Origin of the sequence: Planktothricoides raciborskii GIHE-MW2 (assembly GCF_040564635.1) — a bacterium.
In the GTDB taxonomy this organism is placed as follows: Bacteria; Cyanobacteriota; Cyanobacteriia; order Cyanobacteriales; family Laspinemataceae; genus Planktothricoides; species Planktothricoides raciborskii.
On sequence record NZ_CP159837.1, the window covers coordinates 599,907 to 617,612 of the forward strand.

Genomic DNA, 17,706 nt, shown 5'->3' on the forward strand with positions numbered 1-17,706 from the left:
ATTACCCTATTCCCTTTTGCCTTTTATAACAACAATTTTCAAGGCCTATCTACTGAATTATATGAATTTTTGTCTTGACTGATGACTTCTTGAAAAAAAGGATCTAAATCAGAAGTTAAGATCGAGTATAAATTTTTTAAATTTAAAAACCTCGTCATTTGGTGGTGAGAAGGATAGGTAGTATTTTTAAATTCTTGGAATCTGGCTAGTGCAAATTGCCAAATCCTATTAGCACGAATATCCCAAGTAAAATTCTGTACATCTTGAAAAGCTCGTTCAGCAATAGTAGTTGCTAAATGTGAATTTTCAAACAAATCAACTATCGCTTTTTGGAAAGAAATAGGATTGTCTGGATCTGCCAAGACTGCATTTTCTCTATCTCGCAATACGGTCATAATATTTGGTAAAGCGGAAGCAACGATGGGTTTACCAACCGCCATATACTCAAAAAGTTTGAGCGGACTTGTAACTTCAGCTAAATTCCAAGATTGGCTAGTGGGCAAAATCAGAATATCTGCTGCATATAGGTATGGGACTAATTCAGATTGAGGTAAGTGACCGATAAGGGACACATTTAATAAGCCTTCTTTTTGAAGATTCTTTTTAACTCGATTAACATCAGTTGACCATCCTCCAAGTAATAAAAATTGGCAGTCTGGCATGAGACGAGCTAGGTTTAAAATTGTGGGAATTCCTTTAGAGTCATACAAATGACCGGAGTAAAGGATGATTTTTGCTTCTGTTGCCAGAGAGAGATTCTGCCGAGCCAAATTTTTGTCTAGAACAGGCAGAAAACTGTTTAAGTCTACACCACTGTGAGCCATCAATAACTTGTCAGTATCTAAACCAAGCTGAATATAGTTTTCTGCTAATTGGGATGAGATAGTCACAACACCAATTAAGTTTCGATCTTTCAATAATTTGGCTCGCAAAGAATCTTTTTCGATCGGTTCGTGGCATTCCCAAATAACGGGTTTACCGATTTTAAGCAGTAATTCCACAATTTCAGATGTGCGAGTATAAACTAACGAATCTTCTTTAAAAAGACTATAGATAACAGCCAGCTTATAATACAGTACATTTCTATAGTTTTGAGGAAGCAGCAACTGGGATTGGAGGTGTACTGGTAAGCGGACTAACTTATAGCATTCTTTGAGTCCGTACCAGTCCTGGAACTCAGCATCCATTCCTTGACCCATTGACAAAAGATCGCCGCTGGTGACTAATTCAAAATCTTTGATTTTTCGTGAAAAAGCTTGCGCCATTTTCGCAATTTGTACTGTGTGAGCCCATTGTGAAGGTAAGTTTCCTGGAGATAAATAGATGAGTGATTTTGAAAAAGCCATTCGTTAAGTATTTTGGATTTTTGTTAATTTAGGATTGTTTTGCTGGGAGGAAGGTATGAGCGCAGATATCCAAGAGCTTGGTGAGTAGCATCGGGCATAAACTTCTCTGCGGCTTGACGGAAAATATTCCACTTGGAGGTGACAGAATGATAAGAGTGAACGATCCTAATGTCTTTTTCCTCTAACATTGTAGCATCGATTTGGTTTAACTCAAGAGGCCAAGAATCGGTGAGCAAATCAAGTGGATAATTATATTGACGTGGAAGATGAACAATCTCTGTTTTCGTTTTTTGGATAGCTCTGCACAAAGCCAGTTGGTCTTGCTGCTGAAAAACTCTCCATTCTTGTTTCCATGTGTCAAAGAGAGTTTGAGTCTGGAGACCTTTTTTCCAAAGGATCACGCCTCCATTATATTGAATAGAATCAGGAAAGCAGATTTTTAGGGTATAGTCAATCTCTTGTTGTGCAATATGTTTGCATTGAGAAACTTGAGGGAATCTATCTGGTGAAATGAGGATATCTCCCAACTCTAACAAACTCCAAATTTTGTCAATCGGTTTGACTGGAAGAACATCTGCATCTAAATACAAGGTTTCATCAAACAAGCTTAAATCATTTAAACTAATTTTCAGCCATCTTGAAACTATGGCATTCTCAAGTCTCTCTTCTTCAGAAACAGCAATGGATTTGATAAAAATATTAATTTTGGCTAACTGCGCTTGCAGTTGAGGACAGTCTAGATTGGATAAGATGACTATCTCTACGTCAGGGGATACCTGATGCAGCGCACAAGCACTAATAACCGCTAATTCTAAATAAGACCAAGCGTCAATCGCGCAATAGATGACACCTCGTCTGGGTTTGGTGATGTTCATAAATTAGTTTTAGTGATAGTTGAATTGATTCAACAATAATTACCTGTAATATTTTTAGCTTTGAAGATAACGGGGTTGATACAATGCTAAACCAAGGACATCTAGGATTCTGATCGACCAGTAAATCGCAGCAGCAAATAAAATGCTATGTTCTGGAATTGTTCCGGAGATGGAAACTCGAAGAATACCGATGAATAATAGAATTAAAAGGACAATATGCCATCGACAATAGCGAAGATAGGATTGATGTTGAGCAGTCTTTCGAGTGACTATATATTTAGGTTTTTTATCTTTCCCATTCACAATGGCAACCCAAATCATTTTCAGATTAGCAAACAGCAAAGCAAATTCCAAAGTTTTGTGCTTCCAAGCAAAAACCACGTTTCCTTTGAGGACAGATAACTCAAAAAGAGCGATAAATGCGATCGCCATAAAGGTAATTGGCGGTACACTCAAAAACATTGGTTCTCCAACTATTAAAGAAATGGCAATGGTCACATTGAAGAGAAATACTGATGTGGGATAGAGTAGTTCTTTGATTCCTTTTGTACAAAAAGCTAGGCGTTGCTTCAGACTTAGCCCTGACAAATCGGCAAAAAACACTAATCGCAAGGCATCTAAAGACCAAACAGAACGTTGCTTCAAGAAGTTTTCCAGATCATTCACAGGTGCTTGAGTCGAGACACCCACTACATCAAGTGCTTGGGAAGTCCAACCTTTTTGGAGAATATGAACGGTTGTCGTTACATCTTCGACTATATTCCAAGCATCAAATCCGCCTGCATCTACCAGTGCTTGCTGACGATAAACAACTCCCGATCCTAACGAAAATACACCACCTAGAGTAATCTTTCCTGGTAAAACATAAGATTGTAAAAAGACTTCCTGGGTATCAAATGGATCGGATTCATCTATCAGTTTTGTTTCTTTATAAGTTTGCACTAAACCTACAGTAGGTTCATCGATTAAATAGGTCATACATTTTCTAAGAAACTGACTATCTCCGACACAATCATCACAATCTCGCGTTTCTATATATTCTATCTGGGGGAAACGATGGTAAACCTCCTGCCAAGCTGCATTGAGGGCGCCAGCTTTTCCTTCTCCTTGACGAGCAGGAGAGCTTTTAGGGGGTGGTAAAATGTGATAACAGGAGAGTTGTGGATAGGCAGACTGCACGACAGTTATCAATGTGGCAATATCTTCTCGGTGAGCATCATTAGCAATGAACAGCTTGATCTTATCAAGAGGATAATCCTGTTGGATTACGCTGTCTAGGGTCACTTTCAACAAATTAATATCTTCGTTATAAATAGGAATAATAATGGCGACTTCTGGAGTGTCAGGACTTAATTGATCTACTCTTATGGGATTGCTGCTATGAAGATTGACGATGATAAAATAAGTAAAAAATATCGCGCCAATAACCACTGCAAATGCACAAAGATAGGCGAATATGGCATAGTGAAAGTTGAGATGAGACAGGAGTGAACAGGAGGCTGAAACCAGCAATACGATCGCCGATGTTCCCGCAATTTTGAGCATTATATTATAGGATGAATTGTTCATTTGATGGCGATAAGGGTGATGAAATTTACCAAATATTCATTATGTTAATTGTTTTGAGTTTTTATACCCATATAAATCGGCAAGAGATTGATTTATTTTACAATTAATAGCTTGAATTTCTTCGGAACTCAAATACTCAACAAAACCCCCAACTGTTCCTTTTCGCGTCTTATAAGATTCTGGATCATTCTTATCAGTTGCTTTTAAACTGTATGAATTTGCCATTTCTGCTGTTTCCATCTGACGCATATTATCAAAGGAAGCATAGTTAACTGCTTCATCCAAAACTTCATACTTGATATTGGCGATGCCTAAAAACTCAATAATGCGACGAAGTTCTCCGTGAGGATTTTGGTGAATATCTTCATACCGAGTCAAAAGAAACTCTCGAGGCACATCTTTATTTTTTGCCCAAATATTGTAGAAGTTAATAATGGTATCTATACTGCCCACTTCTTCATTCAAATAAGAGGATAAATCCCCCTCATAAGGGTTGAGTCTTTCCTGATAGTCTTGGAGGTGTGGAGTTTCTGTTAAAGAATTGAGCCAAAACTGAACTCTTTTCTTTTGTTCAAAATAAGTTGAAACAACTAAATCTCTAGGGTCTCTTACCAAAAAGATGACTTTTGTATTTTGGTAGTGTGTTTTAGTTTTCATTAACTCATTAGGCTTTTTCCAGTGGGGATCGTCGTCATGGGTAAACTGAATCTTTGGCAGTGAGGGATGTAATTTTGCTAAGGGAAATTTACTGTCTAGTAGAGTATCTAAAAGATTCGTGTTGGATATACCTAAATGACCCACGATTGCCTGCCCTATCATTAACTTGAGCCAAGTACGCCCGCATTTAGGAAATGAAATGATATAAGTGTCTACAGTCGGATCTACAGTGAACATATCAAATGAACGCTTTTGGGAGTGTTTTATCCAATTTTTCTGGCTATTTTCCACTGTCGAAATGAAATCTGATAGCGGTAACCAGGAAGAAATCTGGTTTCTGTGAAGGGAGTCTCAAAAACGATTGTACCGATTCAATCAGAAACCCGATTTCTTGGGTCTTCCGGTTAATTAAATTAATAACCTATGACCTACCTAATTTACATGGCATAACTGGAACTGAACTCAGTTGATAATTTGTGAGATTCATGACCTTGAAGGGGTGGATTAAAAACACAAATCAGACGCATCTGAGTTTTGGCCCGCAAATAATGCGCTTCCCGTCGATCCAGAGCATACATCGTCCCTGGTTCAATGGGGTAAACAATTCCATCAGATTGTACTTCGCCTTCTCCCTCAATGCAGTAACAAGCTTCTAAATGATTAGTGTATTCTAACAGAGATTCTGTTCCGGCATCAATTATGGTATCCGTCAGGGAATAGCCCATGCCATCTCTAGCTAACAAAAATCTCCGACTTTGGCCATTACCCCAAGCAATATCTCGCTCAGAGTTAATAATTTCGCTTAATTTTCTGATAATCATATGATTTATCTCCTAAAAAACGGCACTGAAAATTAGCCTGTACTAGCAAGCTATGGTGTAGCTAATGGTTCAGATATATTCTGACAAAACATTCTGGAAGTGAGCAACGCCTAACTCATGATCCTGGGCTAATTGCACCACTTGATAGGCGCGTGAGTTGATACCAGCCTGAATTTGCCGACAGATTGAAAAATCCTCTTCCATCAGCACGTCAAACCCCTTACGAAACTCGTTCTTTCGATAGGGAATATCTGCAAATTGAGTAGGAGATTGATAAATAATAATCTCCACTCGGGTATGTTTTGCATCTATAGGGATGAGATGAAAAACAGAGAGAAACTTTTTGTGCGGGTTCAACATCATGTTGGGAAATATGTAACCCTGATGAGAACTTTTACCGGATTCGGAAAAGCTAGTAAAAAATTCTCCTCCCTGATTATTGGTATAGGGAACCTTAATGCGGAGGTGACGACCAGTGGGTAAGCTGCGGATATTGTCGCTGTCGTAAACTGTGCCAAAACCCTGACTGTGGACTGCCTCAAAATGGTAATCTTCGACGTAATTTTCCACAATCAATTTCCAGTTAATAGGTTGGTCATAGAACCAACGATCAACCTCTCTTAAATTGTTCCAATCCTGATCGTAATTTTCCAAAAAAGCGGGCATTTCGGCTAAGTAGTCTTCCAGAGATTCTGCCTCAGCATTGGGATTTACAAAAATAAATCCTCCCCAGGTTCCTACTTGTGCTGGAACTAGGCGAATTTTAGATTTGTCAAAATTAGGAAAAAGCTTAGGCTTAGTAATTCCTAGTAGATGACCGTCTAAATTATAAGTCCAAGCATGATAGGGACAGGTAATTTTGTGATGAGCGCAACTCCCCTCCCCCTCTAATAACTTTGCTCCACGATGGGGACATAAATTGTGCATAGCTTTTAAAGACCCATCGGTTGCCCGCACGACAAAAATTGGCTCTTCTCCTAAAGTATAGGTGAGATAATCTCCAGGTTCAGGAATAGTTTCTTGCCGACCTACTAATTGCCAGGTGTTACGCCAAAGGGTTTTCATTTCCTTGGCAAAAATCTCTGCATCAGTATAATATTGGGAAGGAAGCCCCAAGTGCTTAGTTTGTAACAGCATCTTTTGTTATCTCCTGACAAATATTTCAATTGACTAAGCATCTTCTGAAGAATTAATATAAGATGGTAGATTATTGTCTTTTTCCTTAAAAGTAGAAGAGCTAGTAATAGTTAAAGAAAGTCCTATAATTACTACGAAAAATGCGAATGAATTAGACCAGCTTACTGTTTCTAAAAACATGATTCTAGCCAGGATTGCGGTGGTAAATGGTGTTAGTAAAAAAACCAGCGCTACGAAGGCCGAGGAAAGTTTTTTCAGGCTATACAAAAGCATTCCTTGCCCAAGCAAACCGGCAACCGACATACTGAAAATTGGTAGCCAACTTTGCCCCGAGGTGGGAAACAAACTTTCGTGATTTATTGCCAGCACCACTAAGGTCAATGGTATGCCACAGCTAAAGCATCCCAGCAATACGGTGTCTGTGTTCCAATGATTGCGGAGTTTTTCTGCTCCCAATAAATAGGCTGATAAAAAAAGTGCTGAAACAAGGGCTAATAAGTCACCTTGTAATTTATCAATGCCGATCTGAAAGTCATTAAATCCGACGATCAATAATCCTGAAACCGCGATCGCACATCCGATCAGAAAACGTCTGTCAAAGCGATGCTTAAATAATAGCCATCCCCCAAAAACTGTAAAAACAGGAGTCAGATTATTAATCAATTCGCAATTAGCTACAGTCGTTTGAATTAAAGACCAAGCTAAACTCAGCAGCATTGCCGCTAAAAAAGTTCCTGTCAGCAGTAACAACCCCAGCAATTGCATCAGGGAAAGGGCAGGTTTTGGTAGGAGTTGAGATGGCTCTAACTTCGGCTTGAATTGCCGATATAAAGCCTGGATTCCACTTGCCAAACCAAGAATAATCGTGGTCAGAAAAAACCGATCAAAGATAGTGGTTTCTGCACTAATCTCCAAAGCCCCCCATTTCGTAAAAACAGGAACAAAAGAAAACGATATCAATCCTCCTAACAAAGAGAGAAAAGACCACAATTTTTCTGATTTTAACAGCAACTTTTGGGGTATCTCATCGGATACAGCAGAGATATGAGGGAAAGAATTCACGGTTTCACGCTAGGGAGGAAATAAGGATTTAAAGAGTGCAAATTTGCTTCTGAGCTTCCGGTAAAAAGAAATGCTCGAAATCAATATAACGATTTTTGTAGCACCAACTACACTCTTTGAAATATGGTGCATCAGGGCAACGGTGGGAAAGATGTTCCTGACGTAAAGTTTGCCATTTCTCCCCATTCCAAACTTGCTCGAAAGAAGATTCATTAATATGACCGAGATGGTAAATTTCTGAACCCGTTCCAATCAAGTGATCGCAGAAACTAATAAACCCGTCATATTTAAACGATACATAACTCCAAGGATGTAAACAAGCAGAAGTATCGTCGGTTTTTTGGGGGAGAGTACCAACCTGCGTAGAGGCAGCAACTTTCACCCCGTGTAGGCGACTGCGTTCTTGCATTTTCTTAAGAGTGTCATCCACCTCCCGATCGTGATTGTGCAAACTTAAAGGTGAATTAGGGGAGGCATGAACGGAGGACAGGCGAATTTCTTGAATGCCAATCTCCGCCGCAAAATCAATCAAATCGGGTAAGGATTTTAGGGCTGGATACTGTACAGTGGTGTTCAGATTAATCCGCTCGGTTGAACCCCAACGTTCGCGATAACCCGTCGCCAACTTTCGCAAATTTCTTTCTACTTTGGTAAGATTACCGCCACGACGCAAGTGAGCAAAAATTTCTGGATCGGCACTATCCACCGAAATCGACAGATAACAACCTTTTTCGATCAGCAAATCAAGTACATCATCCCGTTGGAAAGACATATTGCTGACAAAACGAATTGCCACCCCATAGTTAGCCGTTGTTTCGATGTATTTGCAAATATCCGGTATGATTAGGCTTTCGCCATCTCCCCGCAAATCCACCATTTGGGCTGTGGGAAAAAGTTCAGCCGCAATTTTTTCATAAATTTCTGCCGACATCATCCGCGAGGAAATGGTGATGACTTCGGGACGACACATGGTGCAATGCAAATTGCAACCCTGGGTCAATTCCACCATTACATACAAGGGAAGACTTTTCAGATAGGTTTTGCCCTGGCGATATTCTTCCAGATTCAAAACCCGATTTTCTTCACGACGAGTTAAGGTTCGGTTATCTTCACACAACATATTTCAAGCAATCCTGGGTTAAATTAATCCTATAATCCTATACTTCTAGGTTAGCAAAAGGGCTTTCTTTGCCGCTATAGTCGTCTTCTAGGCTAATATACCAATCTTGCTTTTTGAATATTCCCAGTCCTCCATCACCTGTTTCTCCTTCTTCGTTGGGATGAAAATGGTGTTGTTCAAATACGGATGAGTAGTTACCATCCTTAATCGTAGAATCAGGTAATTTTTCAATTGGTTTGTATTGGTGATGTTCCTGTCCTTCCACCCAGAAAGGTACATTAGAAACGGCATTGTAATGGCAATGAATTACGGTACGAGGGGAACCGGTACGATTGGGGCCGGAACAGTGCAGGGTATTACCGTGAAAAAACATCACATCCCCCGGTTCCATCTCACAATCAACAACCTCTAAACGCTTAATAATTTCCTTGACACGTTTCGGATCGGCGAATACGGCTTGATCTCCCCGAGCCATATCAAATCGGCTAGCCAGATGAGAACCCTTCACCATTTGAATACAGCCATTTTCTTTAGTGTTGGCAGTAATGGCAATTGTACAAGTGGCAAAGTGAGGAAATAGACAACCATTGTGATACCAAAAAGCGCAATCCTGATGCCAATCCACAGTCCCTTCACAGTAGGGATCTTTTTTGAGAATTTTAGAATGCCAGTGGTAACACTCTTCTCCTAAAAGAGCTTCGGCTCCATCTACCACCCGAGCAAGTCTCGGCACAACTCCTAAATAGCTTTGTTGTAAATCCGTCCAAGTAGTTACTTTATAAACCTTGCCAAAGGTATCAACAATGCTGGTTTGATAGCCCATAACATTTGGGTCTTCTTCGCAAGCTTTCCGCATTGGTTCAATTTCATCCAAATCGAAAAAGCCTCGGATAATTAGAAACCCATCTTTGTGATATTGAGCAATCTGCTCTGGCGTAAGAGATCGAGTTGTACGAATTTCGGCCTTAGATGTCAACATGGCTCCCTAAAATTTGTTTATTGGTCATCCCAATTTTCGGTTAAAACGATACATTTGTCAACTAGATTGTTACTTTTCTTTACTTGAGTTGCCGAGCCAGAAATTGAACATGGGGTTCCTTAATCATTGTGAAATGATTACCAGGGATAACATGAAGTTGAATCGGTTTCGTAGAAACCTGTTGCCAACCCCAGGAAGGGTCTTTCTCAGTGGTGATGGCATCGGGGAGAAAATCAAGCTGCCCTATTTCCTTGGCTCTCAACAAAGTAATAGAAACCTCGCACTTGGGTGGAATATAGGCTGTATCCGCAATCATATTTGCGCGATACACCGAGAAAATTTGTTGTAATTCTACTTCAGTCAGCTTTTGACCAATTTGTTGTAATTGATCTAGTAATACCCTCAATTGCTCCTCTAGCTTTAACGTGCGTAAACTTTCTGGTGAAATTACTAAACGCTCACCACTGCCACCCCCATAAATTTCTGCCAGCTTGGTGATGTATTCAGCATTATCCCAAGTTCCAATCTGGCGATCGCTCCCTATCAATGCCGCTGGAATATCCATGATTGCCAGGAAAGATACTGCTTGCCCCTGATCCTGAAGTTGTCGAGCCATCTCAAAAGCCACTTTTCCACCAAAGGAATGTCCAGCCAATTTATAGGGACCTTGGGGTTGAATTTTTTGGATGGCTTGGATATGGTGATCCGCAATTTCAGTCATTACAGTTAAAGGTTGCTCCCCTGTTACCAATCCCAAAGAACGCAATCCATAAAAAGGTTGATCTGCACCCAGGTAACGTGCCAAACCATAGAAATCAAACACGCTTCCCAAAATACCAGATACACAGAATAAAGGTGTTTTTGTGCCTTGGGTTTGAATGGCAATAATCGTAGAGTGATGCTGAGAACTATTCCCCTGATTTGCCCCCGGTAAAACTGCTTGACTATCCTTACCTTGAGTCAGAGAAACGCTATTAACCTCTTCAGAAGTCACAAAATCCTTAGACAAATAATCAACCAGTGCCTCAACAGTAGGATACTCAAACAGCAACGCTGAACTTAAGGAAACTCCTAAACTAGATTGCAACAAACTCAAAAATTCGATCGCCATCAAAGAGTCTAGTCCCAAATCTACCAGCCGTTCCCCTGTAGATAACTGCTGAGGATTTTTTATCCCAAGAATTTTTGCTGCTTGGCTACATAAATGGCTTGTTAAAGCGGCTTTCCGTTCCGCAAAAGGCAGAGTTTCTAAATGTTTATGAAACTCGATAACAGATTGCTGGCCAACTTTTAATTCTAAGCTCTGCTGCAATTGGGAAAATATTGGAGTAATTGCCGTTTGTCTTTCCCAGAATCGCGTCCAATTCATCGGCATAACTCCCACCTGCACAGGTGATTCCATCAGCAGCATTTCTAGTATTTCTAACCCCTGTTGAGGGTAAATGCTATCTTCACCTTTTTGGCTCAGGCGATCGCCTAGTTGCAGTTTGGCTGTCATCCCCACTTCTGCCCAAGGTCCCCAATTAATGCTTAAACCGGCTAATCCTTGGCTGCGTCGATAGGATGCTAAAGCATCGAGAAAAGCATTTGCCGCCGCATAATTTCCTTGCCCTGGGGCTCCTAATAAAGATGCACTGGAAGAAAACATGACAAAGAAATCTAACGACTCGTGCTGACTAAGATTATGAAGATTCCAAGCACCCTGAACTTTAGGAGCCATTACCTTTGTAAATCGTTGCCAAGTTTGTTGTTGAATTAATCCATCATCCAACACACCAGCGGCATGAATAATTCCCCGCAAAGGCGGAAGGTTTTCGTTTATGTAGGAGAATACCTTTGTCATTTCGACCCAATTGGATACATCCGCTGGCATGATGGTGACAGAGGTTCCTGCTTGTTCAATCTCAGCAATTTGAGCAGCGTTTTCTTGTTGTACCCCACTTCGTCCGAGCAAAATTAAATGACGTGCCCCCTGCTCTACTAACCAACGAGCAACTAACAATCCTAATCCGCTACAACCACCTGTAATTAGATAGCTGCCATTAGCTTGTACAATACCTGTTTGCCAGTTCAAAATTATCTTACCAATGTGTTTCGCCTGCTGCATATAACGAAACGCATTGACCGCGGATTGAATAGGAAAAACTGTGTTGGTTAGAGGTTTGAGCTTGTGATTTTCAAACTGTTGCACAAGATGACGCAACATTAACTGAATTGTGGCTGATTCTTCTTGGCAAGCTTTAGCAGTATCCACTTTAAAATAGGACACATCTGGTCGGAACTGCGCCATTTGCTCATAACTCCAGATATCCCGCTTGGCAAGTTCCAGAAAACATCCGTTTTCAGCTAATACACTTAAACTCTTGGCAATAAAACCCTCGCCGGTAAGAGAATTGAGAATAATATCAACCCCTTTTCCTTGGGTAACTGCCATAATTTCCTCGGCAAAATCCAGCGTCCGAGAATTCATTACTGCTTTCACGCCCAATGCTTTTAGACTGTCCCATTTACTAGGACTAGCGGTGACAAAAACCTCTGCACCAGCTTGTAAGGCTAACTGCACCGCAGCCTGACCAACTCCTCCAGCACCGGCATGAATTAATACCCGTTTTCCTGAAGTAATTTTAGCTAAATGATGCAAACTCCAGTATGCCGTGAGAAAAGATTCTGGAATTGTTGCTGCTTCTTCAAAAGATAGAACTTTAGGGACTGGTACAACTAAGTTGGCATTTACTGTTACATATTGACTGAAGCTACCAGTGGCGATCGCCATGACTGAATCGCCAATTTCTAAGTTAGTAACACCGGCACCTTGAGCAACAATTTTTCCCGCACATTCAATTCCTAAAGGAGGTTCACCAGGATACATCTCCAAGACATTCAAAACATCAATAAAATTGAGTCCTGCGGCATGAACTAAAATTTCTACTTCTGTATCTGCCGGTAATTGACGGTTGATAGTTTCTAGCTTGAGATTATCTGGGGTTCCCCGATCAGCAATAGTCAGGCGGAAGGGCTGTTTTGGTATTTCCAATATGGCGCTATCTGATGCCTTAGCGGTTTGATAGCGAACCAACCGGGCAACATAGCGTTCATGGTTGCGATAGGCAATTTGGTCTTCAATAATATCTGTCGATAACAGGGGGAATACTTCCGCAAATAAAGCTTGAGCAGACTCGTTAGTTGTTGCTTGGGGATCTAAATCGATCCGCATCACTTTTAAGTCTGGATGCTCTAAGGGAATTGTTTTACCCATACCCCACAGCAAAGAAGGAACTAGCGCCTGTATTGACTGTTCTTGAATCGACTGGGCACCTTGAGTAACTATCCACAACGGGGGACGGGTATTATTTTTTACTAGAGCTTGTACCAGGTGTAATGCACTGCCACAACTGAATAAAGCCGTTTGTTCTAAGGTTTCTGAGGTTAGGTTTATTGATTGTTCTAATCCCCAAGTATGAACGATTCCATCAATCAAGGGCAAGGATGATAAGAGTTGCTGAAAATGTTCTGGACAAGCGGGATTAATTCGGTATTCTTGTGCAGAGATGTTTTGGTATTCCTCACCGGCCAAAACCAGAATACAAATTTCGCCTTGAGCACGCAATAAAGTAGCTAATTCTTGACTTTGGGGAGAATCAGCAAAGATTAACCAATGGCGAGGTTGATTTGTTTTGCTGATAGCAGACTGCCGTTTTTGTTGCTGCCATTCGATTTGATATAGGCAATCTTGCTCTGGATTTTCAGTTTTGCCTAGCATGGTTTGCCGGCGCACCCGTTTTAGTTGTAGTCCCTGAACTTCTACAATTACTTGCCCATGAGAATCTAACAATTTAATATCAGCTTTCAGGATGTCTGTCTCTTCAGATTCTTGTGGATGTAATTGAGCATAACACCACATTTTAGCGCTGGGTTTTTGCCAAAATTCTAACTTTTCAAAAACCACTGGCACATAGGTTTCTTCTCGCTCTTCTAACAAAGTTGCATCTAACACTTGCAGACAGGTATCTAATAACACTGGGTGGACTTGATAGCTGTCTAAGTCTAAGGTTAGAGATTCTGGTAAAACGATGTAACCAAGTGCTGTATTTTGATTGCGCCATACCTGGTCAACGGCGCGGAAACTAGCACCATAGTCTATTTGCTGATCTTGAAATTTTTGGTAAAGATCGCGCACAGCAATTTCTTCTGTTATTTGCTGTTTTAACTCAATTAAATTCAACAATTCTGGCGTTTTTGGTGCTTCTAAGTAGAGTTTACCTGTGGCATGAATCAGCCAAGAAGGTTGTTTTTGGCTATCTTCCCCAGACTCTAAACTAAAAACTTGGAATTTGTAAGCTTTATTTGCTTCTGGTTGCAACACCATCTGTAGGGTTTTGGCTTCATTTTCTGATAGAACCAGCGCCTTTTGGATGGTAACACCTTCTAAGCGAATACTTTGAGGAGATTGGGTGATATTTTTCGCTGCTGCTAAAGCCATTTCTAAATAAGCAGTTCCCGGCAAAATTATGCTATCAAACACGCGATGATCGCCTAACCAAGCTGGGAAATACTTACTAATTTGTCCTTGAAAACGTAACTCCTGAGTTCCCGCCAAGGATAGGGCAACACCTAATAAAGGATGCTGGGAATTATCAGAGTTAAAGCTGGGTATTTGAGAGATAGCTGGTGCATCTATCCAATAGCGACGTCGTTGGAAGGGATAGGTGGGTAAAACAACCCGTTTTCTGACAAAATCCCGGTCAAAACCCTGCCAATCAATTTTTACACCATGCAGATAAAGTTCGGCTAAACTGGTGAGTAACGCTTGCCAATCTTCTTTTTCTGGACGCAAACTTGGCAACCACAAACCAGAATCATCTGTCGGTAAACACTGACGACCCATACCTAATAAAATGGGTTTGGGTCCAATTTCTATAAATATTTCCACTCCCTGCTGTGCCAAAGATTGCATACCGGCAGCAAATTTCACAGGTTGAAGGATATGTTGACACCAATAGTCAATGTTTGTGATAGCATCTGTAATTACTTCTCCTGTAACATTGCTAATTACAGGAATCTGGGGGTATGAAAAAGTTACTTGTTGCGCTATTTGCTTAAACTCACCTATAATTGGCTCCATTAAAGGCGAGTGAAAAGCATGAAAAACTCGTAAATTTTTGGTTTTTATACCTTGGGTTTCTAGGGTTTGACAAATTGTTTGAATGGCTTCTCTTTCCCCAGAAATCACTACACTTTGAGGAGCATTACTGGCTGCTAAAGAAACTTTTTCTGTTGCAGAAATAACTGATAATACTTCTTGTTCAGAAGCTAAAACCGCCACCATTTCTCCGTTTTGAGGTAAGGCTTGCATCAGCCTACCCCTATGAGCAATTAGCTTTAATCCATCTTCTAAGCTAAAGACTCCAGCGATAGTTGCAGCTACATATTCACCAACACTATGCCCCATGAGGATATCGGGTTTAATGCCCCAGGATTGCCACAACTGAGCTAAGGCATATTCCACCGCAAATAAGGCCGGTTGTGTGTAGGCTGTGTTATCTAATTTTGACTGGTTATCAGAGAATAATACCTCCAATAAAGAAACGTCTAAGTATTCTTTTAAAATATCGTTGCAGCGGTCTAAATTTTGCCGAAAAGTTGGCTGTGTTTCGTAGAGTTGGCGACCCATATTCAGATATTGGGAACCTTGTCCTGTGAATAAAAAACCAAGTTTTTTGGCAGTTCCGTTTTTGACCGAATCAGCTTGGGAGAAATGCAAATCTTGATGTTGCAATTGTGATTGCAAATTCTCTATTGAGTCGGCAACGATTGCTAATCGGTGCTGAAAATGTTTGCGTCCTGTATTGGCAGTAAAGCAAATATCTCCTAGTTCTACATGAGAATTGCTGCCTAAATAATCTACATACTTTTCCACTAAATCCTTTAGAGCAGCTTCGGTTTTAGCGGAGAGGGTTAATAAATGAGTCGGTCTTTCGGTAAAATACGGTTGGCTAGTTGGGGGAGCTTCTTCTAAAACGACATGACAATTAGTGCCACCCATACCAAAGGAACTAACTCCGGCACGACGTGGGAAGTCGTTTTTATTCCATTCTACTAACTCGGTATTGACGTAGAAAGGGCTATTAGCAAAATCAATATTAGGATTGGGTTGGTTAAAGTTTAAGCTGGGAGGAATGGCACCATTTTTTAGGGCTAATATTGTCTTAATTAGACCAGCAATTCCCGCAGCATCATCTAAATGTCCGATATTAGTTTTCACTGAACCAATGGCACAGAATCCATTTTTAGCTATCGGTTCATCTGTACTTTGGTGAAAAGCTTGGGTGAGGGCAGTAATTTCAATCGGATCGCCGAGAGCAGTGCCGGTGCCGTGAGTTTCTACATAACTTATTGTATTAGCATCAATTTGCGCTACGGCTAAGGCTTCAGAAATTACAGCTACCTGTCCTTGAATACTGGGGGCAGTATAACTCATTTTATGAGTTCCATCGTTATTGACTGCCGTTCCTTTAATCACTGCATAAATGCGATCGCCATCTGCAATGGCTTTACTCAGTAATTTCAGGACAACCACACCAGCACCATTACCAAAAACGGTTCCTTTAGCATCAGCATCAAAGGCTCGACAATGCCCATCTGGTGATAAAATCATTCCTTCCCGATAGAGATAGCCTACCCGATGGGGAACAAAGATAGAAACACCGCCAGCTAAGGCTACATCACATTCACCGCAATGTAAACTTTGACAAGCTAAATGTACAGCCACTAATGAGGTAGCACAGGTTGTTTGTACACTGACACTTGGACCTGTTAAACCTAATTTGTAGGAAACGCGCATCGGTAAATGATCGCCGCCATTTCCCTGTTCTAAATGTAAATCGTTAGCGGCTCTAAATAGTCTATGGCTAAGATAGGGTTTTGCGGGGGAAAATCCTTGGCTAGGACAAACATTATTAATTAAATAGGTACTCAGACTTGAACCGGCATAAACACCAAATAATTCTTGTTGGTGATTTTCGGAATTATAACCAGCGTTTTCTAATGCTTCCCAAGCACATTCTAGGAAAATTCGCTGTTGGGGATCTATAATCGCAGCTTCTTTAGCACTGTACCCAAAAAAGTCAGCATCAAACTTGTCAATTTGGGAGAGTACCCCCCCAGCTTTGATGTAATTGGGATGCTTCAACAAGTTAGGATCGATAAAGTCTAATTCTGAGTCGGAGAAAAAGGAAATGGATTCGACTCCATTGCACAAATTTTTCCAAAAATCATCAATATTCTCTGCCCCAGGAAAGCGACAGGACATACCAAGGATCGCGATCGCAGGTTGATGCAACGGCTCCCTATCCTGATTATTTAGAATAAAATTCATTGCTGCTTAATTTTTAGTAGTGTTGGCAAATTGAAATTAAAGTCAAGAATTTTAATTGATTTGTGTGTTTGAGGAAATTCGGTTAATAGTGGTTAAGGGGGATACAAGTTGCCCAACAACTGATTGGGAAAGCTGTTCTGAATCTGACAAACCAAACTGCCAATCACGAGAACTACCAAGCGGTTTCTCAAAAGTGCCAAACAGGATATCCCAGAAGGGAAACATATCTGCCAGGTTAGCATCATAACGGCAATGTACTGTATGATGCCAAGCATGAAAGTTAGGAGTGGCAATTAAATAAGCCCACCAAGGAAACGTTTCTTTCATATTGGGAAAGTCTACGTTGAAATGGGGCAGGATGCCACCAAATACCATCCGAATACTTAGACCAATTACTAATGCTTCATTACTAACTCCTAGAAGATAGGCTAGACCAATATCTGAAGCTAGATGCCCTAGATTAAACACGGGATGGTCGCGGCTTCCAGTAATGCAATTGAGTTCGGTAACTCCATGATGCACTTTATGAAACCGCCAAAAAAATAGCAAGGAATGATCTAATCTGTGAAAAGCATACCTTTTCAAGTCTTCTATGAGTAAATAAGTAACAATTTGTAACAATAGGGGTGCAGCGAGAGCAGTCAATCCCCACTGTCCTGTCCCTGACGGAAACTGTTGGAGAAAGGCACTCAAGAAACTGATTTGAAGGGCGATCGCTATCATCCCTGAAAAGGCATTAATTCCTAAAGTTAGCAATGCCTCTTT

At 40.7% G+C, this 17,706-nt stretch carries 11 protein-coding genes; all 11 read right to left on the reverse strand.

What is annotated here, in order from left to right:
* Positions 1–38: 38 nt before the first annotated feature.
* The 11 genes from ABWT76_RS02405 to ABWT76_RS02455 all read right to left on the reverse strand — a co-directional run bounded on the left by ABWT76_RS02405 (position 39) and on the right by ABWT76_RS02455 (position 17,697).
* Entirely contained in the window at positions 39–1,346 is a 1,308-nt protein-coding gene (locus ABWT76_RS02405) for a glycosyltransferase (protein ID WP_354635589.1), read from the reverse strand.
* A gap of 23 nt (positions 1,347–1,369) precedes the next feature.
* Positions 1,370–2,221: a hypothetical protein gene (locus ABWT76_RS02410; protein WP_054468696.1), complete on the reverse strand. Its 852-nt coding sequence runs from the start codon at positions 2,219–2,221 to the stop codon at positions 1,370–1,372.
* A gap of 54 nt (positions 2,222–2,275) precedes the next feature.
* Positions 2,276–3,790: a glycosyltransferase gene (locus ABWT76_RS02415; protein ID WP_190883105.1), complete on the reverse strand. Its 1,515-nt coding sequence runs from the start codon at positions 3,788–3,790 to the stop codon at positions 2,276–2,278.
* Positions 3,791–3,829: 39 nt separating this feature from the next.
* Positions 3,830–4,738, reverse strand: coding sequence for a sulfotransferase domain-containing protein (locus tag ABWT76_RS02420; RefSeq protein WP_156331938.1), 909 nt, complete (start codon positions 4,736–4,738; stop codon positions 3,830–3,832).
* A gap of 146 nt (positions 4,739–4,884) precedes the next feature.
* Positions 4,885–5,268, reverse strand: coding sequence for an ectoine synthase (locus ABWT76_RS02425; RefSeq protein WP_054468690.1), 384 nt, complete (start codon positions 5,266–5,268; stop codon positions 4,885–4,887).
* Positions 5,269–5,337: 69 nt separating this feature from the next.
* Positions 5,338–6,405, reverse strand: coding sequence for an aromatic ring-hydroxylating dioxygenase subunit alpha (locus ABWT76_RS02430; protein ID WP_054468688.1), 1,068 nt, complete (start codon positions 6,403–6,405; stop codon positions 5,338–5,340).
* A gap of 33 nt (positions 6,406–6,438) precedes the next feature.
* Positions 6,439–7,467 carry a DMT family transporter gene (locus tag ABWT76_RS02435; RefSeq protein WP_190879298.1) on the reverse strand — a complete coding sequence of 343 codons (1,029 nt, stop codon included), beginning with the start codon at positions 7,465–7,467 and terminating at the stop codon, positions 6,439–6,441.
* 28 nt (positions 7,468–7,495) lie between these two features.
* On the reverse strand, positions 7,496–8,587 hold the full coding sequence (locus ABWT76_RS02440) for a radical SAM protein (protein WP_054468685.1): 1,092 nt from the start codon (positions 8,585–8,587) through the stop codon (positions 7,496–7,498).
* Between the two features lie 37 nt (positions 8,588–8,624).
* The gene (locus tag ABWT76_RS02445) at positions 8,625–9,566 is read right to left on the reverse strand and encodes a phytanoyl-CoA dioxygenase family protein (RefSeq protein ID WP_354635590.1); all 942 of its coding nucleotides are present in this window, start codon (positions 9,564–9,566) and stop codon (positions 8,625–8,627) included.
* 79 nt (positions 9,567–9,645) lie between these two features.
* On the reverse strand, positions 9,646–16,941 hold the full coding sequence (locus ABWT76_RS02450; protein ID WP_072160869.1) for a type I polyketide synthase: 7,296 nt from the start codon (positions 16,939–16,941) through the stop codon (positions 9,646–9,648).
* Between the two features lie 51 nt (positions 16,942–16,992).
* A complete protein-coding gene (locus ABWT76_RS02455) occupies positions 16,993–17,697 on the reverse strand; it encodes a sterol desaturase family protein (protein WP_190879300.1) in 705 nt (234 codons plus the stop codon).
* Positions 17,698–17,706 lie beyond the last annotated feature (9 nt).